Genomic DNA, 15,855 nt, shown 5'->3' with positions numbered 1-15,855 from the left:
CCAATTGCTCATAGTACGGGCGTACTCTAGCCGACTAGGGCCATTGCGCCAGGGGGGCTGAAAAGGCCTCCGGAGTGAGCCAGCCAATGGTGGGCGGCAGGCCCTGGCCATCCCCCGGCCCCAGGTAGCCCCAACTCACCAGCAAACAGCGCACCATGGCCAGCTCCGGATCAGCCCGCACCGCCTCCAGCGTCGGGCGACGGTCCTCGACGAACCAGAGGGGACGCCCTTGGGTCTGGAGATGCCGCAGCACCTCGACCTTGCTCCCCTGCTCGTGGCCAAAGAGAGCTTCAGGCCTGAGCCCCGCAGCCTCCAGGAGCCTGGCGGCGAATAGGGCACCCTTGGTGGTGAGCACGGCCCAGGCCGCCCCGTCCTCGGCCAAACGCACCAGCCGCTGTTTAACCCCGGGGTAAAACCGGTGGCGGGCCAACCAGCCCGCTTCATCGATGCCAATGGCGCCAGCCCGCACCTGCTCCAGCTGCTGCTGCAGCAGGCCAGCGGGCCAATTCCAGCGAGCCAGGGCAGAGGCCAGGGCAGCTGGGTAATCGTTCAAAAGGTGTTCTATGTCGAGCTCGTCCCGGCCCAGCTCTGCGGCCATCAGGACCATCTCCCAGCCCTTGTGGATCAGGGGCCGCAAGCGCCCAAAGGCAGCAGGCGCCGATTCTGGGAGCTGCAGCCTGGGGGCCAGCTGCAGCGCCGCAGTCCTGGCGGCCCACCAGTATTCGGGCATGCCATCCACCAACACGCCGTCGAAGTCAAAGACGACCAAGGGGGCAGGGGAATCGAATGCCGGCGGCATGGGGCCTCAAAACTGGGTCGCTAGGATTCGAACCTAGGAATGGCGGGACCAAAACCCGCTGCCTTACCACTTGGCGACGACCCAATGCATCCGGACGGGCCGGTGCCTAGATAGTTACCCATAGCGGCCGGTCCTTCGTCAACCGCGACCCGGGCAGACAGGGAAATCAAGCCGGAAACACCCGCAGCCGTTGCTCCGCCCCTCGACCAAACTCGGCGGTGCGCAGCCGATAGCGGCCGGCCAGTTCGGCCTGCAGCAGGCGCACCCGAGGGCTGCGGGGCAACAGCTCGACGGGCTGGCCATTGGGCAGCACCACCCGCTCCACCGCCAGCCGACATTCCTCCAGGCCAGCGTGGGCATCGTCACCTTGAAGACAGGGCGGCGCAGCGGTTGAATCCGGATCGACGTGCTGCTGGCGGTGCCGCTCGAGCAACCGCTCCATGGCCCGCTGCAGCTGGGGCTGGGCCGCAGATTTCAACACCAGGATCGGCAGGCCAAGCTCCTGGGCCTGGCGGCGCACATGGGGATCACGGCCGAGCTCATGGCGCAAGCTGAGCACCGCATCGGCCAACTCCACGCTGCCGACCACCTCCACAGCCAACTGGCGGGCCCGCCCGACCTGCTCCAGCAGGCTGCGGCCGATTCCCACCCCGTATAGGCGCAGCAGGGGCGGCGCAGCAGGGGCGGGGCTGGAACAGGCTGGCTCGACGCCAACCGGGGGGCTGGAGGGAGCCTCGGGCCGACTCAGGGGTCGGGGAGCCAGGCCGGGGGATCTAGATGGGGATGGGGATCTAGATGGGGATCGCAATGGCGATAAAGATGGCGATGGAGATGGGGATGGCGACGCAGATAGCGATGGGCTCTCCTGCAGCCGCAACTCTCCGCCCGCCCCAAGCTCTCGGATTTCGGGGCGGGCGCTCTGGCCCCGCAGCAACAGATCGACCGTGCGAGCCACATCGCGATGCACGAGCCAGCGGTGGCGGCTGTGCATCTCCACCGCCAAGGGGAAGGTGGGATCCGCCGCCCTTTCCAGCACTGTTTTCTGGGTGCGGCGCCGGCGCGCCTCCTCATCCCCCAGGGTCACCGACTGGATGCCGCCCACCAGGTCGCAGAGGGTGGGATTTTTGATCAGGTTGGTCAGCTCATTGCCGTGGGCAGTGGCCACGAGCATCACGCCCCGCTCGGCGATCGTGCGGGCCGCCTGGGCCTCCAATTCGGTGCCGATCTCATCAATCACGATGACTTCGGGCATGTGATTTTCCACCGCCTCGATCATCACCTGGTGCTGCAGCTCGGGCCTTGCCACCTGCATGCGCCTGGCCCGACCAATGGCTGGGTGGGGGATGTCACCGTCGCCGGCGATCTCGTTGCTGGTGTCAATCACCACGACCCGCTTGCCCAGGTCGTCGGCCAGCACCCGGGCGATCTCCCGCAGGGCGGTGGTTTTGCCGACACCAGGGCGACCCATCAACAGCAGGGAGTCGCCCCCATCGAGCAGATCGCGCACCATCGCCACCGTGCCGAACACGGAGCGGCCCACTCGGCAGGTGAGGCCGACGATCTCCCCACTGCGGTTGCGGATCGCACTGATCCGATGCAGGGTGCGCTCGATGCCGGCGCGGTTGTCACCGCCGAAGGCCCCAACCCTCTCCACCACTGCTGCCAACTCGAGCCGACCCAGGGGCTCCGCCCCCAAGCTGACCGCCCGGGCGGGGTAGCGCGCCTCTGGCACCCGGCCCAGATCCAGCACCACCTCGATCAGCTGATCCCGCGCAGCCTCGGAGGCCAGGCAGGTCTGCACCACCTGGGGCAGCACCTCCAGCAGGCGATCGAGATCGTCGGTGACGCGCTGGGGCCGGTTCACTCCACCCGTTCTAACCAGGGATTGACCAGGCCCTGGGCCAGCCGCAAGGCCTGGGGCCAGAGCAGCCCATCGGCCAGCAGGGACCGGCCCCGGTGCTGGGCTTCCAGCAGCAGGGGTTGCAGCAGCCGACGGGCCACCCCCCCAAAGGCCACCCCGGCGATCTGGCGCCGCAATGGGGCCCTGGCCGCCAATTGGAGGAGCGTATGGGCATTGGTTCCCCCCGCCAGCTGCACCGGGCCAGGCGGTGCCAGGGGCAGCACGGCCGCGGCCAGGCCGACGGCCGCAGCGGCCGTGCCGGCTCCCACATCGCCACTCATCGGCCGGCCATCAAGCTGCCAGAGAGGGAGCATGCCCTCCCTGCGCAGCACGCCGAACCGTTGCCAGAGCTCCGCAGCCAGCTGGCGCGACGACTGGGCCGTGCCCTCCAGCCCAGCGCTCACCGCCACCCGCCGCAAGGAAACCCCGCTGGCAACCAACTGGGCCACCCGCTCAGCAAAGGCCACCCCCCGACCCGGCTGGGTGTGGAGCTCTACCGCATCAGGCCGCAGCTGGGCCAGCAGGGGCGCCACCCCCTCCCCAGCCAACACCTGCCCCCGCTCCTCGATCAGGTCATAAGGACAGGCCGGTAGACACCTGCCGCAGCCGTAGCAGCGCTCGGCCAGCACCCCAGGTTCCCCGGTGGCCGCCACCCCAATGGCAAGGGCTGGGCAGACCCGTTCGCAGGGGCGGGAACAGGTTTTCGGGCAGCGACGGGGATCGAACCAGGCCTTGCGGAAATGGGGATCGGCCCCATCACTGAGGCTCAGCATCAACCAGGGCCGTCCAGGGCCCCGGCCCCCAGCCCAGGCCAAGCCGCGACGGATGGCCGCCACCACGGCAGGGTCGGCGGCCGCATCGATGCAATGAACCCCGGCCAGGGCAAAGATGCCGCTGAGATCCTCTATGGCTGCAAGATCCTGGTTGCTGGCGCCGCAAATCAGCTTGACCCAGTTGCCCCGGGCCAGGGCCGCTTCCGGCTCCAGGCCTTCAGGCACCAAGCAATTGCTCAAGGGGCTGCCAGCGCAGGGCCCGAGCGCCCCCCATCTCCACCACCAACTTCAGCCGCGGCTCCCGCCGGCAAAGCGCCACCAGGGAGCCGAGCTCCGCCTGAGAAAGCACCTGACCCTCAAGCAGCCAAAGCAGGATCGGCTGGCTGCCCTCCAGCAGGGCCCCCAACTGGGGCATCACCCTCTGCACCTCACCCACCGCGGCCCCCCTCCCCACGCTCTGGTGACCCAGATGGGGTGGGCGTACGCCGTGGAGCTGAAACAGGAAGGCCTCCGGATCGCCCAATCCTCGAGCTGAGCTGAGCTGGGCCCGGTAGCCCGCGGCCCGCAGCCGCCGCAGCAGGCGGGTCTCGGCCCCACCCTCCAGGGGGGCAAACAGTGCCAGGGCCCCAGCCTGTTCAAGATCCCGCTTAAAACCGCGACCGGAGAGCAGCAGAGGCATCGCAGGGGTTCGCTGGGCTGTTAGGGGAGTCTGCCAGCTCGTGGGGAGGTTGTGTTGTAGGGTTGCCTGCTGTGCCATTGAACTGTGCCCGTCCGCTAGCCGGGCCTCCAGCTCACGGCACCCGGTCACCAGTGGTGGTGGCCGGCTTCGGCCAGTACGGATCTGAGGCCCTCCTAGGCCCAGGCTCCGTCGGGAAACTGCCAAAACGCACTGGAATTTGTCCCTCGGGATTTCCGGTCCGGTTCTGAAAAGTCCCAGCCGCGCTGATCCGATCCAGATCAGCCTTGCTAGCCCTTGGAAATCGCAACAGCGCCTGGCGAAGTTCTACTTCGAAAGGCGCAAAGCGCCCACCTGGGCAGAGCCAGGCAGTTCTTCGATTGAGTCAGCTTCACCGTTGTGTTCGAGCCCCGTGCTCCGGGCAAGCGGTGGTCCAGCTGGCGTTGTTTCCCCTCCTATGTCTATCGGCATCCTTGGGAAGAAATTGGGCATGTCCCAGTTCTTCGATGAAGAGGGCAACTCCATCCCGGTCACCTTGATCGAGGCGGGGCCTTGCCGCATCACCCAAATTAAAAGCACCAGCACCGACGGCTACACCGCCGTGCAGCTTGGTTTTGGCGACATTCGCGAAAAGCTCGTGAACAGGCCGGCCAAGGGGCACTTGAGCAAGTCGGGAGAAGATCTTCTGCGCCACCTGAAGGAATATCGGGTTGACAGCGTCGATGGCCTCAAGCTGGGTGCCTCCATCTCCGTCACGGCCTTTGAGGCCGGCCAGAAGGTGGACGTGAGCGGCGACACCATGGGGCGGGGTTTCTCCGGCCTGCAAAAGCGCCATGGCTTCAGCCGCGGCCCCATGACCCACGGTTCAAAGAACCACCGTGAGCCTGGCTCGATCGGCGCTGGCACCACGCCAGGCCGGGTCTACCCGGGCAAGCGCATGGCGGGCCGCTATGGCGGCAAACAGATCACCACCCGTGGCCTCGTCATCCTCAAAGTGGATGCCGAACGCAACCTGCTGGTGGTGAAAGGTTCAGTGCCCGGCAAGCCCGGCGCCCTGCTGAACATCCGCCCGGCGAACCGGGTGGGCGCCAAAGCTGGGAACTGAGGAGAACACCGATGACTCAATGCGTAATCCGTGACTGGCAAGGCAAGGAAGCCGGCAAGGCTGCCCTCGACCTCAAAGTCGCCAAGCAATCCTCTGCAAACGATCTGATCCACCGCGCCGTTGTGCGCCAACTGGCCAATGCCCGCCAGGGCACGGCCAGTACCCTCACCCGGGCCGAAGTGGCTGGTGGTGGCCGCAAGCCCTACAAGCAAAAGGGCACCGGTCGGGCCCGCCAGGGATCGATCCGCACCCCGCTCCGCCCCGGCGGCGGCGTGGTGTTTGGCCCCAAGCCCCGCAGCTACACCCTGACGATGAACCGCAAGGAACGTCGCCTGGCCCTGCGCACCGCCCTGATGAGCCGCGTCGACGACATCATTGTGGTTCAGGGCTTTGGAGCGGGGCTGGACACCCCCAAAACCAAAGAGATCACCGCAGCTCTCGCCCGCCTCGGCATCGAGCTTGGCGCCAAGGTGCTGGTGGTACTCGATGGGGCCTCGGAGGCTGTGCGACGTTCCGTCCGCAACCTCGAGAAGGTGAAGCTGATCGCCGCTGATCAGCTCAACGTGTTCGACCTGCTCCACGCCAACAAGTTGGTCGTGAGCGAAGAAGCACTCGCAAAGATTCAGGAGGTTTACGGCGATGGCTGAGCGCTTTTCAAGCCGGCTTGCGGATGTGATCCGCAGGCCGCTGATCACCGAGAAGGCCACCCGCGCCCTCGAACAGAACCAGTACACCTTTGAGGTGGACCATCGGGCTGCCAAGCCCGACATCAAGGCGGCCGTTGAACAGATGTTCGACGTCAAGGTCATCGGCATCAGCACCATGAATCCGCCCCGCCGCTCCCGGCGGGTGGGACGCTTCGCCGGCAAACGTGCCCAGGTGAAGAAAGCGGTGGTGCGCCTGGCCGAGGGCAACGCCATCCAGCTTTTCCCGGAGTCCTGAGGTATCTGAAACGTCATGGCAATCCGTAACTACCGACCCATCACCCCCGGCACCCGCACCCGCGTCGCCAGTGACTTCTCCGAAATCACTGGCCGCGGCCGCGAGCGGGGCCTGGTTATCGCCAAACACCGCCGCAAGGGCCGCAACAACCGCGGCGTGATCACCTGCCGACACCGCGGTGGTGGCCACAAGCGCCTCTACCGCATCGTCGACTTCCGCCGCGACAAGCACGGCGTAATTGCGAAGGTGGCCGCCATCCACTACGACCCCCATCGCAACGCCCGTCTGGCCCTGCTCTTCTACGCCGACGGCGAGAAGCGCTACATCCTTGCCCCCGCAGGGATTGAACTGGGCCAACAGGTGATCTCAGGCCCCGATTCGCCGATTGAAACCGGCAATGCCTTACCGCTGGCCGCCATCCCCCTCGGCTCGAGCGTCCACAACGTGGAGCTCTATGCCGGCCGGGGTGGCCAGATGGTGCGCACCGCCGGGGCCAGTGCCCAGGTGGTTGCCAAAGAGGGGGACTACGTCGCCCTCAAGCTGCCCTCCACCGAAGTGCGCCTGGTACGCAGGGAGTGCTACGCCACCGTGGGCGAAGTGGGCAATTCAGAGGTGCGTAACACCAGTCTCGGCAAAGCCGGCCGTAAGCGCTGGCTGGGCCGCCGTCCGGAAGTGCGCGGTTCGGTGATGAACCCCTGCGACCACCCCCATGGTGGTGGTGAGGGCCGTGCCCCGATCGGCCGCGCTGGGCCGGTCACCCCCTGGGGCAAACCTGCCCTGGGCTACAAAACCCGTAAGCGGAACAAACCCAGCAATCGGTTTGTGCTTCGGAAACGTCGCCGGGTCTCCAAACGGAGTCGGGGCGGACGCGATTCCTGATGATCCACACCGCTTTGCTGTTCGCTTAATCCGCCATGGGACGTTCACTCAAAAAAGGGCCATTTGTTGCCGACAGCTTGCTTCGCAAGGTTGAAAAGCAAAACGTGGCTGACGACAAGACCGTGATCAAAACCTGGTCTCGGGCTTCCACTATCCTGCCAATGATGATTGGCCACACAATCGCCGTTCACAACGGCAAATCCCATGTTCCCGTCTATGTGACGGAGCAGATGGTGGGCCACAAACTCGGGGAATTCGCCCCCACCCGCACCTTCCGGGGCCACATCAAGGATAAGAAAGGAGGCCGCTGAACCTATGGCAAACACCACTTCCAACCAAGCCCTCGCCCACGGCCGCTACATCCGCGGTTCCGTGTCGAAGGTGCGTCGGGTTCTCGACCAGATCCGTGGCCGAAGCTATCGCGAGGCCCTGATCATGCTCGAGTTCATGCCCTACCGCTCCACCGGCCCAATTACCAAGGTGCTGCGCTCTGCGGTGGCCAACGCCGAGCACAACATGGGCCTGGATCCTGCCAACTTGGTGATCGCCTCGGCAATCGCCGATATGGGACCGTGCCTGAAGCGCTTCCGCCCCCGCGCCCAGGGCCGTGCCTACGCGATCAAGAAACAAACCTGCCACATCAGCATTGCTGTGGCTCCTTCCACCTGACCCCCGAGGACACCGACTGATGGGACACAAGATCCATCCAACCGGCCTGCGCCTGGGGATCACCCAGGACCACCGCTCCCGTTGGTACGCACCAAGTAAAACCTATCCAACCCTCCTCCAAGAGGACGACCGGATTCGCAAATTTGTCCATAAGAAGTACGGCGCTGCCGGCATCAGCGATGTGCTGATTGCCCGCAAGGCCGACCAATTGGAAGTCGAACTCAAGACAGCTCGTCCCGGCGTGCTTGTTGGCCGCCAGGGCAGTGGCATTGAGGAACTGCGCACCGGCATCCAGCAAACCCTCGGCGATGCCAACCGCCAGGTGCGCATCAACGTAGTGGAAGTGGAGCGGGTCGACGCCGACGCCTTCCTGCTGGCTGAGTACATCGCCCAGCAGCTGGAGAAGCGGGTTGCCTTCCGCCGGGTCATCCGCATGGCGGTGCAGCGGGCCCAACGGGCTGGCGTGCTCGGCCTCAAGATCCAGGTGAGCGGTCGCCTCAACGGCGCCGAAATCGCCCGCACCGAATGGACCCGCGAAGGTCGCGTGCCCCTGCACACCCTCCGGGCCGACATCGACTACGCCACCAAACTTGCCAGCACCACCTATGGGGTTCTGGGCATCAAGGTGTGGGTGTTCAAAGGCGAAATTCTGCCCGGCCAGAAGGAGCAGCTACCCGTGGGTGCGGCCCCCCGCCGCCGCACCAACCGGCAGCCGCAACAGTTTGAAGACCGCTCCAACAAAGAGTGATCAGGAGCCCTGAACCATGCTGAGTCCAAGACGCGTCAAATTCCGCAAACAGCAACGAGGCCGCATGCGCGGTGTCGCCACCAGGGGCAACACGATTGCCTTCGGTGAGTTTGCCCTGCAAGCCCAGGAATGTGGCTGGATCACCTCACGCCAGATTGAGGCCAGCCGCCGGGCCATGACCCGCCATGTCAAGCGGGGGGGCAAGATTTGGATCCGAATCTTCCCAGACAAGCCCGTCACCATGCGTGCCGCCGAAACCCGCATGGGTTCCGGCAAGGGCAACCCTGAGTTCTGGGTGGCTGTAATCAAGCCAGGCAGGATTCTCTTCGAGATGGGTGGGGACGAAATCACCCCCGAAATAGCCAAGGAAGCCATGCGCCTGGCGCAATACAAGCTTCCCTTGAAGACCAAATTCCTGACCCTGGCGGATCAGGAAACTGCAGCTCCTGTGGAGGCCTGACCCATGGCAAAGCCCAACATCGCCGATACGCGCAAGCTCAGCGGCGACCAGATCAACGAACAGGTGAACGCCACCAGGCGTGAACTGTTTGAGTTGCGCTTCCAGCAGGCCACCCGTCGGCTGGAAAACACGCATCGTTTCAAGGAAGCCCGCATCAAGCTGGCCCACCTGTTCACGGTGCAGCAAGAGCAGCAACGCTCCGCCACCAAGGCTGATTCAGCCTCCTGATACCCCCTCGATCCCATGGCACTCAAGGAAAGGGTCGGCACCGTCGTCAGCGACAAGATGGACAAAACGGTGGTGGTGGCGGTGGAAAACCGCTTCCCCCATCCCATCTATCAAAAGACGGTCAGTCGCACCACCCGCTACAAAGCCCACGACGAAGCGAACAGCTGCAAAGTGGGCGACCGGGTTCGCATCACCGAAACCCGCCCGCTCAGTCGCACCAAGCGCTGGGCTGTGGCCGAAGTTCTTACCAACAGCACGTCAGCTTGAGGAGAACCCACCAATGATCCAACAAGAAACCTATCTAAACGTCGCTGATAACAGCGGCGCCAAACGCATCCAGTGCATCCGGGTGCTCGGCACCAACCGTCGCTACGCCCACGTGGGTGATGTGATTGTCGCTGCCGTCAAAGACGCCATGCCCAACATGGGCGTCAAGAAGTCTGATGTGGTGAAAGCCGTGGTGGTGCGCACCAGGGCCACCCTGCGCCGCGACACGGGCAACTCGATCCGGTTTGACGACAACGCCGCCGTGATCCTGGGCACCGACAACAACCCGAAGGGCACCCGGGTTTTCGGTCCCGTGGCCCGCGAATTGCGCGAGCGCAATTTCACCAAGATTGTCTCCCTTGCTCCTGAGGTGATCTGAAATGGCCACCGCGACCCCCAAGGCCAAGACATCCGAGCGCATCAAGATGCGACTCAAAAAAGGCGACACCGTTCAGGTGATTGCTGGCAAGGAAAAAGGCAAGACCGGTGAGGTGCTCCGCACCCTGCCCTACGACAACCGGGTTGTGGTGCAGGGCATCAACCTCCGCACCCGTCACGTCAAACCCACCCAGGAGGGCGAAAGCGGCCGAATCGTCACCGAGGAAGCCTCCCTGCATGCCTCCAACGTCATGCTCTACTCAACCACACAAAAAGTGGCCAGCCGAGTTGAGATTGTGGTGGAAAAGGACGGCAGCAAAAAGCGTCGTCTCAAGAAGACGGGAGAAATCTTGGCTTGATCCCCACCCCAGCTCACCTGTTCTGACCGACCCAGCTCCGGCCCCAACCCCCTCCCCAGTCTTCTGACCCCGACCAGAAGCGCCTATCCCCCCTCCCGTCATGTCCCTGAAACAGCGCTACCGGGAGACGATTCAGCCCAAACTCCTCAAGGATCTGAATCTCTCCAACATTCACGAAGTTCCCAAGGTGGTGAAAGTCACCCTCAACCGGGGCCTCGGTGAAGCAGCCCAGAACGCCAAGGCCCTTGAAGCCTCCATTACCGAGCTGGCCACTATCACTGGTCAGAAGGTGGTGGTGACCCGCGCCAAGAAGGCCATCGCCAGCTTCAAGATCCGCCAGGGCATGCCCATTGGGGTGGCTGTCACCCTGCGGGGCGAGCGGATGTACGCCTTCCTGGAGCGCTTGATCAACCTCGCTCTACCGCGTATCCGCGACTTCCGGGGCGTCAGCCCCAAGAGCTTTGACGGCCGTGGAAATTACACCCTGGGGATCCGCGAACAGATCATCTTTCCCGAGATCTCATTCGACAAAATCGATGCGATCCGAGGTATGGACGTGACGATCGTGACCAACGCCCGTAACGACGAAGAGGGCCGGGCCCTCCTCCGCGAGATGGGAATGCCGTTCCGCAGCAACTAGCCCTCTTCGGACCCGACCTATGGCCAATCACGACCCAATTTCAGACATGCTCACCCGCATTCGCAATGCGAGCGAGAAGCGTCACGAGACCACCAAGATCCCTGCCTCCCGCTTGGTGCGCAACATTGCCAACGTGCTGCAGCAGGAGGGCTTCATCGCCGCCATCTCCGAAGAGGGCGAGGGGGTGCAGAAGCACCTAGTGCTGGAGCTCAAGTACAGCGGCAAACATCGCCAGCCGACCATCCGCTCCGTACAGCGGGTCAGCAAGCCTGGCCTGCGCATCTACAAGAACAATCGCCAGCTGCCCAAAGTTTTGGGCGGCCTGGGAGTGGCCATCATCTCCACCTCTAAGGGAGTGATGAGCGACCGCGACGCCCGCAAGCAGGGCGTCGGTGGCGAAGTGCTTTGCTACGTCTACTGATCCCGGGAGATTGATTCATGTCACGTATTGGTAAAGCACCCATTCCCCTCCCCGACAAGGTGAGTGTCAGCCTCCATGGTCTGGCAGTCACCGTGAAGGGGCCGAAGGGCGAACTCAGCCGCACCTTGCCCGATGGGGTGCAGATCTCCCAGGACGGCAACACCCTGGTGGTGAGACCCACCAGTGAGACCCGGCGCTCCCGGGAGCGCCACGGCCTCTGCCGCACCCTTGTTGCCAACATGGTCGAAGGCGTCAGCCAGGGCTACACCCGCAAGCTGGAAATCATCGGCGTGGGCTACCGCGCCGCCCTCCAGGGCACCAAGCTGGTGGTCTCCGCTGGCTACAGCCACCAGGTGGAGGTGGTGCCCCCTGATGGGATCACCTTCTCCGTCGAGGGCAACACCACCGTGCTGGTCTCAGGCGCCAACAAGGAGCTGGTGGGCAACGAAGCGGCCAAAGTGCGCGCCATTCGTCCGCCCGAGCCCTACAAGGGCAAGGGGATCAAATACCAGGGTGAACGCATCCTGCGCAAGGCCGGAAAGACCGGTAAGAAGTGAGGCCTGCCTGAGCGTCGTTACCCTGTATTGCCATGTCTTCCATCACCCGCAAATTTCAGACCCAGAAGCGTCACCGCCGCCTGCGTCGCCTACTCAGTGGCACGGCCGCCCGCCCGCGGCTGGCCGTGTTCCGCTCGAACAACCACATCTACGCCCAAGTCATCGACGACGACGCCCAGAACACCCTCTGCGCGGCCTCGACCCTCGACAAGGACCTGCGCACCAGCCTCACCACCAGCGCCACCTGCGATGCCTCCGTGGCCGTGGGTGAGCTGGTCGCCAAGCGGGCCCTTGCCCAGGGCATCCAGCAGGTGGTCTTCGATCGAGGCGGCAACCTGTACCACGGCCGGGTCAAGGCCCTGGCTGACGCCGCCCGGGAAGCGGGCCTTCAGTTCTGATCCCTGCTCTCACCATGACCGAAACCAACGATCAAGTTCAGTCCAACGACATCCCGGCCGCATCCGATGTGCCTGCGGCGGCCGAAGGCCAGCAGGAGCGCCGCGGTGGCCGCACTGAAAATCGGGGTGGCGACAGCCGCCGCGGTGGCGGCGGCCGGGGGCGGGACAACCGCCGCGGCCAAGAGCGCGACTCCGAGTGGCAGGAACGGGTGGTGCAGATCCGCCGCGTCTCCAAAACCGTCAAGGGCGGCAAGAAGATGAGCTTCCGGGCCATCGTTGTCGTAGGCAACGAGAAGGGTCAGGTGGGCGTCGGTGTCGGCAAGGCCGGTGACGTGATCGGTGCCGTCCGCAAGGGCGTGGCCGATGGCAAGAAACACCTGGTCAAGGTGCCCCTCACCCGCCACAGCTCCATTCCCACCCTCAGCAATGGCTGTGACGGAGCCGCCAGCGTGCTGATCCGTCCAGCCGCTCCGGGTACTGGTGTGATTGCGGGCGGTTCGATCCGCACCGTGCTCGAGCTCGCCGGTATCAAGAACGTGCTGGCCAAGCGCCTCGGCTCCAAGACCCCCCTGAACAATGCCCGGGCTGCGATGCAGGCTCTTGCTGGCCTCCGCACCCACAAGGAGACCGCCAAGGAGCGGGGCATCTCCCTTGAGCAGATCTACTCCTGAGCCTCGCCATGAGCATCAATCTCCAGTCCCTGAAAGCCAATCCCGGTGCCCGCCGCCGCAAACTGCGCAAGGGCCGCGGCATCGCCGCTGGCCAGGGCGCCAGCTGTGGCTTCGGCATGCGGGGCCAGAAGTCACGCTCCGGTAGCCCCACCCGACCCGGTTTCGAGGGTGGCCAGATGCCCCTCTACCGCCGCATCCCCAAGCTCAAGCACTTTGAGCTGGTGAACACCAAGGAGTACTCGATCATCAATGTGGCCAAGCTGGCCGAGTGCGAGGCCGGCAGCACCGTGAACCTTGACTCCCTGGTGAAGGATGGCCTGGTCACCAGCCCCAAGCACCCCCTCAAGGTGCTCGGCAACGGCGACCTCAAGGCAAAGCTCACCGTGCAGGCAGCTGCCTTCACCGCCAGCGCCCGCAGCAAGATCGAAGCTGCTGGTGGCAGTTGCCAAGTCATCTGATCACCTTGGGGGCCTCCGCCCTATGGTCTGAACCGTCCAGCGGATTCGGGGGGCCTTCCCGGGATCCGCTGGGCGTTTTTTTGATGTCCACCTCACGCCGCCATGCTTGTTAGCCGGGGTCGCAACCCCAGTGCCGGGGAAATCCTCAGCCAACTGATCCAATCCAAGGGCCTGCGCGACCGGGTGCTGACCACCCTCGGCCTGTTGCTGCTCGTGCGGCTGGGCATCTACATCCCGATGCCGGGAATCGACCGGGTGGCCTTCCAGGAGTTCCTCTCCCGCGGCGGCCAGCTGATCGGCTTCCTTGACATTTTCACCGGCGGAGGCCTCTCCACCCTGGGCATCTTTGCCCTGGGGATCCTGCCCTTCATCAACGCCTCGATCATCATCCAGCTGCTCACCGCAGCCCTGCCCCAGCTCGAAGACCTCCAGAAAAACGAGGGCGAGGCAGGCCGCCGCAAAATCGCCCAGATCACCCGCTACGTGGCCCTGGGCTGGGGGATCCTCCAGAGCCTGGTGTTCGCCCTGATCCTGCGGCAGTACGCCACCGAGGGCCTCTCGGAACCCGTATTCGTGATCCAGACGGCCCTGGCCCTGGTGACCGGCTCGATGGTGGTGATGTGGATCAGCGAAGTGATCACCGAGCGAGGCATCGGCCAGGGGGCCTCCCTGGTGATCTTCGTGAACATCGTGGCCACCCTGCCGAAGGCCCTCGGCTCCACCATTGAGCTGGCCCAGAGCGGCGACCGCAGCACCGTCGGCGGCATCGTGGTGCTGGTGCTGGTCTTCCTGCTGACAATCGTGGGGATCATCTTTGTGCAGGAAGGCAACCGCCGCATCCCGATCGTGAGTGCCAAGCGGCAGGTGGGGGGAGCCGGGGTGCTCTCGGCCCGCCAGAGCTACCTGCCCCTCAAGCTCAATGCCGGCGGGGTGATGCCGATCATTTTCGCCTCGGCAGTGGTGTTCCTACCGCTCACCATCGCCAACCTCACCGGCAGCCCTTGGCTGATCCAACTGGCTGGCTATCTCAACCCCAACAGCAGCACCCCCTGGCTATATGCCCTGGTGTTCTTCGCCCTGATCTGCGGCTTTGGCTTTTTCTACGCCTCGCTCACCGTCAATCCGGTGGACATCGCCACCAACCTCAAACGCAGCGGAGTGGCGATCCCAGGGGTACGTCCCGGCTCCGCCACCGCCACCTACCTCAGTGGCGTCCAAAACCGTTTGACCCTGCTGGGGGGGCTGTTTCTGGGCGCCGTAGCAATCATCCCTTCGGCTGTGGAAGGGGCCACCCAGGTGCGCACCTTCCAGGGCCTGGGGGCCACCTCCCTCCTAATCCTGGTGGGCGTGGCTATCGACACGGCCAAGCAGGTGCAGACTTACGTGATCTCCCAACGCTATGAGGGGATGGTGCGGCAGTGAGCACAAGCCCACTCAATAAGCCGCCCGGTGCCAGCCGTTTGCGGTGTCCCCTTGCAGTGCGCTTTGCAGTTCCGTTTGCATTAATGACATGAAAAAACGTCTCCTGTTCCTCGGGCCCCCCGGCGCGGGTAAGGGCACCCAGGCGGAGCTCCTGGCCGCAGCCCACAATCTGCTGCACCTCTCCACGGGCGACCTGCTGAGGGCCGAGGTGGCCGCCGGCACCAGTCTTGGCATGGAAGCTGAGGCGGTGATGGCCAGCGGGGCCCTAGTAAGCGACGAGCTGGTGCTGGCGATCGTGCGCAGCCGCCTGGAGACCCAGGCGGCCAGCGATGGGGACGGCTGGCTACTGGATGGCTTCCCCCGCAACCTGGCCCAGGCAGAGGCCCTGGGCCAGCTGCTGGAGGAACTCCACCAGCCGATCGAGCTGGTGGTGCTGCTGGAGCTCGACGATGCCGTGCTGCTCCAGCGGCTGCTGGGTCGGGGCCGGGCCGATGACAACGAAAGCGTGATCCGCCACCGGCTCGAGGTGTATCGGGAGCAAACCGCACCCCTAATTCGCTACTACCGGGAAGCGGCCCTGCTCCAGTCGGTAGAGGCCCACGGCACGGTGGACACCATTGCGGCACGCATCACAAACCTATTGGCCTGAGCAGCCGAAGGAGGTTGACCTCTGTGGTAGGTTGTCGGTTTGCAAATTCGGAGAGCACAACGCCCATGAAGGTGCGTGCCTCAGTCAAGAAAATGTGCGACAAGTGCCGGGTGATTCGTCGCCACGGCAGGGTAATGGTGATTTGCACCAACCCCAAGCACAAGCAGCGCCAAGGCTGACCAGCCCTGGCCAGCCCCGCCTGGGGGCCAGCTGTTTTCGATTCATTCCCGCTCTGCTTCGGCGGCAGCGGATCTTGCCCCCTCATTGATTTCCCCCGTGGCTCGGATTGCCGGCGTAGATATCCCTCGCGAAAAGCGCGTTGAGATTTCCCTCACCTATGTGTATGGCATCGGTCTTACCCGTGCCCAGAAGATCCTGAGCAAAACCGGGGTCAACCCGGACACCAGGGTCAAGGACCTCAGCGACGCCGACGTTCAGAAACTGCGGGGTGCCGCC

At 64.6% G+C, this 15,855-nt stretch carries 26 protein-coding genes and 1 tRNA gene; 22 read left to right on the top strand and 5 right to left on the bottom strand.

What is annotated here, in order from left to right; all coding sequences use genetic code 11:
- Positions 1-34: 34 nt before the first annotated feature.
- The 5 genes from KBZ15_RS01490 to KBZ15_RS01470 all read right to left on the bottom strand — a co-directional run bounded on the left by KBZ15_RS01490 (position 35) and on the right by KBZ15_RS01470 (position 4,151).
- Positions 35-799: an HAD family hydrolase gene (locus KBZ15_RS01490; protein WP_255012829.1), complete on the bottom strand. Its 765-nt coding sequence runs from the start codon at positions 797-799 to the stop codon at positions 35-37.
- A gap of 12 nt (positions 800-811) precedes the next feature.
- Positions 812-883: transfer RNA gene (locus KBZ15_RS01485), tRNA-Gln, on the bottom strand.
- Between the two features lie 82 nt (positions 884-965).
- Positions 966-2,663: an AAA family ATPase gene (locus KBZ15_RS01480; protein ID WP_255012827.1), complete on the bottom strand. Its 1,698-nt coding sequence runs from the start codon at positions 2,661-2,663 to the stop codon at positions 966-968.
- Positions 2,660-3,697, bottom strand: coding sequence for an LdpA C-terminal domain-containing domain (locus KBZ15_RS01475; protein ID WP_255012825.1), 1,038 nt, complete (start codon positions 3,695-3,697; stop codon positions 2,660-2,662). Before KBZ15_RS01475 ends, KBZ15_RS01480 begins: the two co-directional genes overlap by 4 nt.
- Entirely contained in the window at positions 3,690-4,151 is a 462-nt protein-coding gene (locus KBZ15_RS01470) for an NAD(P)H-quinone oxidoreductase subunit N (protein ID WP_197148013.1), read from the bottom strand. The genes KBZ15_RS01475 and KBZ15_RS01470 overlap by 8 nt, the downstream gene beginning before the upstream one ends.
- A 454-nt stretch (positions 4,152-4,605) precedes the next feature.
- Between KBZ15_RS01470 and rplC the strand changes: the two genes are divergently transcribed.
- The 22 genes from rplC to rpsM all read left to right on the top strand — a co-directional run.
- Entirely contained in the window at positions 4,606-5,253 is a 648-nt protein-coding gene (rplC, locus tag KBZ15_RS01465) for a 50S ribosomal protein L3 (protein ID WP_255012823.1), read from the top strand.
- Between the two features lie 11 nt (positions 5,254-5,264).
- The gene (gene rplD / locus KBZ15_RS01460) at positions 5,265-5,900 is read left to right on the top strand and encodes a 50S ribosomal protein L4 (RefSeq protein WP_255012821.1); all 636 of its coding nucleotides are present in this window, start codon (positions 5,265-5,267) and stop codon (positions 5,898-5,900) included.
- Positions 5,893-6,195, top strand: coding sequence for a 50S ribosomal protein L23 (locus KBZ15_RS01455; protein ID WP_197148010.1), 303 nt, complete (start codon positions 5,893-5,895; stop codon positions 6,193-6,195). The genes rplD and KBZ15_RS01455 overlap by 8 nt, the downstream gene beginning before the upstream one ends.
- Before the next feature lie 15 nt (positions 6,196-6,210).
- Entirely contained in the window at positions 6,211-7,074 is an 864-nt protein-coding gene (gene rplB / locus KBZ15_RS01450) for a 50S ribosomal protein L2 (protein ID WP_255012819.1), read from the top strand.
- Positions 7,075-7,109: 35 nt separating this feature from the next.
- On the top strand, positions 7,110-7,385 hold the full coding sequence (gene rpsS, locus KBZ15_RS01445) for a 30S ribosomal protein S19 (RefSeq protein ID WP_197148008.1): 276 nt from the start codon (positions 7,110-7,112) through the stop codon (positions 7,383-7,385).
- 4 nt (positions 7,386-7,389) lie between these two features.
- Positions 7,390-7,743, top strand: a complete 354-nt coding sequence (rplV, locus tag KBZ15_RS01440; protein ID WP_197148007.1) for a 50S ribosomal protein L22 — start codon at positions 7,390-7,392, stop codon at positions 7,741-7,743.
- A 19-nt stretch (positions 7,744-7,762) separates the two neighbouring features.
- The gene (gene rpsC / locus KBZ15_RS01435) at positions 7,763-8,491 is read left to right on the top strand and encodes a 30S ribosomal protein S3 (RefSeq protein ID WP_255012817.1); all 729 of its coding nucleotides are present in this window, start codon (positions 7,763-7,765) and stop codon (positions 8,489-8,491) included.
- A gap of 16 nt (positions 8,492-8,507) precedes the next feature.
- Complete coding sequence (gene rplP / locus KBZ15_RS01430) at positions 8,508-8,951, top strand: 50S ribosomal protein L16 (RefSeq protein ID WP_255012815.1); 444 nt, start codon at positions 8,508-8,510, stop codon at positions 8,949-8,951.
- Between the two features lie 3 nt (positions 8,952-8,954).
- Entirely contained in the window at positions 8,955-9,179 is a 225-nt protein-coding gene (gene rpmC, locus KBZ15_RS01425) for a 50S ribosomal protein L29 (RefSeq protein ID WP_197148004.1), read from the top strand.
- 15 nt (positions 9,180-9,194) lie between these two features.
- Positions 9,195-9,446, top strand: a complete 252-nt coding sequence (gene rpsQ, locus KBZ15_RS01420) for a 30S ribosomal protein S17 (RefSeq protein ID WP_254929748.1) — start codon at positions 9,195-9,197, stop codon at positions 9,444-9,446.
- A 13-nt stretch (positions 9,447-9,459) separates the two neighbouring features.
- Complete coding sequence (gene rplN / locus KBZ15_RS01415; protein ID WP_197148002.1) at positions 9,460-9,825, top strand: 50S ribosomal protein L14; 366 nt, start codon at positions 9,460-9,462, stop codon at positions 9,823-9,825.
- A gap of 1 nt (position 9,826) precedes the next feature.
- The gene (rplX, locus tag KBZ15_RS01410; protein WP_254929746.1) at positions 9,827-10,183 is read left to right on the top strand and encodes a 50S ribosomal protein L24; all 357 of its coding nucleotides are present in this window, start codon (positions 9,827-9,829) and stop codon (positions 10,181-10,183) included.
- Between the two features lie 100 nt (positions 10,184-10,283).
- Positions 10,284-10,823, top strand: a complete 540-nt coding sequence (gene rplE, locus KBZ15_RS01405; protein ID WP_197148000.1) for a 50S ribosomal protein L5 — start codon at positions 10,284-10,286, stop codon at positions 10,821-10,823.
- Between the two features lie 19 nt (positions 10,824-10,842).
- On the top strand, positions 10,843-11,244 hold the full coding sequence (gene rpsH / locus KBZ15_RS01400) for a 30S ribosomal protein S8 (protein WP_197147999.1): 402 nt from the start codon (positions 10,843-10,845) through the stop codon (positions 11,242-11,244).
- A 17-nt stretch (positions 11,245-11,261) separates the two neighbouring features.
- Positions 11,262-11,801 carry a 50S ribosomal protein L6 gene (gene rplF / locus KBZ15_RS01395; RefSeq protein WP_255012812.1) on the top strand — a complete coding sequence of 180 codons (540 nt, stop codon included), beginning with the start codon at positions 11,262-11,264 and terminating at the stop codon, positions 11,799-11,801.
- A 32-nt stretch (positions 11,802-11,833) separates the two neighbouring features.
- Positions 11,834-12,199 (top strand): 50S ribosomal protein L18, encoded by a 366-nt coding sequence (gene rplR / locus KBZ15_RS01390; RefSeq protein ID WP_197147997.1) that lies wholly within the window; start codon positions 11,834-11,836, stop codon positions 12,197-12,199.
- Positions 12,200-12,213: 14 nt separating this feature from the next.
- Positions 12,214-12,870, top strand: coding sequence for a 30S ribosomal protein S5 (gene rpsE / locus KBZ15_RS01385; RefSeq protein WP_255012810.1), 657 nt, complete (start codon positions 12,214-12,216; stop codon positions 12,868-12,870).
- An 8-nt stretch (positions 12,871-12,878) separates the two neighbouring features.
- Positions 12,879-13,328, top strand: a complete 450-nt coding sequence (gene rplO, locus KBZ15_RS01380) for a 50S ribosomal protein L15 (RefSeq protein ID WP_255012808.1) — start codon at positions 12,879-12,881, stop codon at positions 13,326-13,328.
- Positions 13,329-13,430: 102 nt separating this feature from the next.
- Complete coding sequence (gene secY, locus KBZ15_RS01375; RefSeq protein WP_197147994.1) at positions 13,431-14,750, top strand: preprotein translocase subunit SecY; 1,320 nt, start codon at positions 13,431-13,433, stop codon at positions 14,748-14,750.
- Positions 14,751-14,838: 88 nt separating this feature from the next.
- The gene (locus KBZ15_RS01370) at positions 14,839-15,399 is read left to right on the top strand and encodes an adenylate kinase (RefSeq protein WP_255012804.1); all 561 of its coding nucleotides are present in this window, start codon (positions 14,839-14,841) and stop codon (positions 15,397-15,399) included.
- 65 nt (positions 15,400-15,464) lie between these two features.
- A complete protein-coding gene (gene rpmJ / locus KBZ15_RS01365) occupies positions 15,465-15,578 on the top strand; it encodes a 50S ribosomal protein L36 (protein ID WP_006173336.1) in 114 nt (37 codons plus the stop codon).
- 97 nt (positions 15,579-15,675) lie between these two features.
- A partial coding sequence (gene rpsM / locus KBZ15_RS01360) for a 30S ribosomal protein S13 (RefSeq protein ID WP_255012803.1) occupies positions 15,676-15,855 on the top strand: 180 nt, incomplete at its 3' end.

It is taken from the genome of Cyanobium sp. BA20m-p-22 (genome assembly GCF_024346275.1).
Classification (GTDB): domain Bacteria; phylum Cyanobacteriota; class Cyanobacteriia; order PCC-6307; family Cyanobiaceae; genus Cyanobium_A.
Note: the sequence above shows the minus strand (reverse complement) of the source record. Positions and strands in the feature narration are given on the sequence as shown.

Bases quoted from the DNA above. Each gene is read 5' to 3' on its own strand.
- KBZ15_RS01490 (WP_255012829.1), bottom strand. From the start codon at position 799: ATGCCGCCGGCATTCGATTCCCCTGCCCCCTTGGTCGTCTTTGACTTC.
- KBZ15_RS01470 (WP_197148013.1), bottom strand. From the start codon at position 4,151: ATGCCTCTGCTGCTCTCCGGTCGCGGTTTTAAGCGGGATCTTGAACAG.
- rplC (WP_255012823.1), top strand. From the start codon at position 4,606: ATGTCTATCGGCATCCTTGGGAAGAAATTGGGCATGTCCCAGTTCTTC.
- rplD (WP_255012821.1), top strand. From the start codon at position 5,265: ATGACTCAATGCGTAATCCGTGACTGGCAAGGCAAGGAAGCCGGCAAG.
- KBZ15_RS01455 (WP_197148010.1), top strand. From the start codon at position 5,893: ATGGCTGAGCGCTTTTCAAGCCGGCTTGCGGATGTGATCCGCAGGCCG.
- rplB (WP_255012819.1), top strand. From the start codon at position 6,211: ATGGCAATCCGTAACTACCGACCCATCACCCCCGGCACCCGCACCCGC.
- rpsS (WP_197148008.1), top strand. From the start codon at position 7,110: ATGGGACGTTCACTCAAAAAAGGGCCATTTGTTGCCGACAGCTTGCTT.
- rplV (WP_197148007.1), top strand. From the start codon at position 7,390: ATGGCAAACACCACTTCCAACCAAGCCCTCGCCCACGGCCGCTACATC.
- rpsC (WP_255012817.1), top strand. From the start codon at position 7,763: ATGGGACACAAGATCCATCCAACCGGCCTGCGCCTGGGGATCACCCAG.
- rplP (WP_255012815.1), top strand. From the start codon at position 8,508: ATGCTGAGTCCAAGACGCGTCAAATTCCGCAAACAGCAACGAGGCCGC.
- rpmC (WP_197148004.1), top strand. From the start codon at position 8,955: ATGGCAAAGCCCAACATCGCCGATACGCGCAAGCTCAGCGGCGACCAG.
- rpsQ (WP_254929748.1), top strand. From the start codon at position 9,195: ATGGCACTCAAGGAAAGGGTCGGCACCGTCGTCAGCGACAAGATGGAC.
- rplN (WP_197148002.1), top strand. From the start codon at position 9,460: ATGATCCAACAAGAAACCTATCTAAACGTCGCTGATAACAGCGGCGCC.
- rplX (WP_254929746.1), top strand. From the start codon at position 9,827: ATGGCCACCGCGACCCCCAAGGCCAAGACATCCGAGCGCATCAAGATG.
- rplE (WP_197148000.1), top strand. From the start codon at position 10,284: ATGTCCCTGAAACAGCGCTACCGGGAGACGATTCAGCCCAAACTCCTC.
- rpsH (WP_197147999.1), top strand. From the start codon at position 10,843: ATGGCCAATCACGACCCAATTTCAGACATGCTCACCCGCATTCGCAAT.
- rplF (WP_255012812.1), top strand. From the start codon at position 11,262: ATGTCACGTATTGGTAAAGCACCCATTCCCCTCCCCGACAAGGTGAGT.
- rplR (WP_197147997.1), top strand. From the start codon at position 11,834: ATGTCTTCCATCACCCGCAAATTTCAGACCCAGAAGCGTCACCGCCGC.
- rpsE (WP_255012810.1), top strand. From the start codon at position 12,214: ATGACCGAAACCAACGATCAAGTTCAGTCCAACGACATCCCGGCCGCA.
- rplO (WP_255012808.1), top strand. From the start codon at position 12,879: ATGAGCATCAATCTCCAGTCCCTGAAAGCCAATCCCGGTGCCCGCCGC.
- secY (WP_197147994.1), top strand. From the start codon at position 13,431: ATGCTTGTTAGCCGGGGTCGCAACCCCAGTGCCGGGGAAATCCTCAGC.
- KBZ15_RS01370 (WP_255012804.1), top strand. From the start codon at position 14,839: ATGAAAAAACGTCTCCTGTTCCTCGGGCCCCCCGGCGCGGGTAAGGGC.
- rpmJ (WP_006173336.1), top strand. From the start codon at position 15,465: ATGAAGGTGCGTGCCTCAGTCAAGAAAATGTGCGACAAGTGCCGGGTG.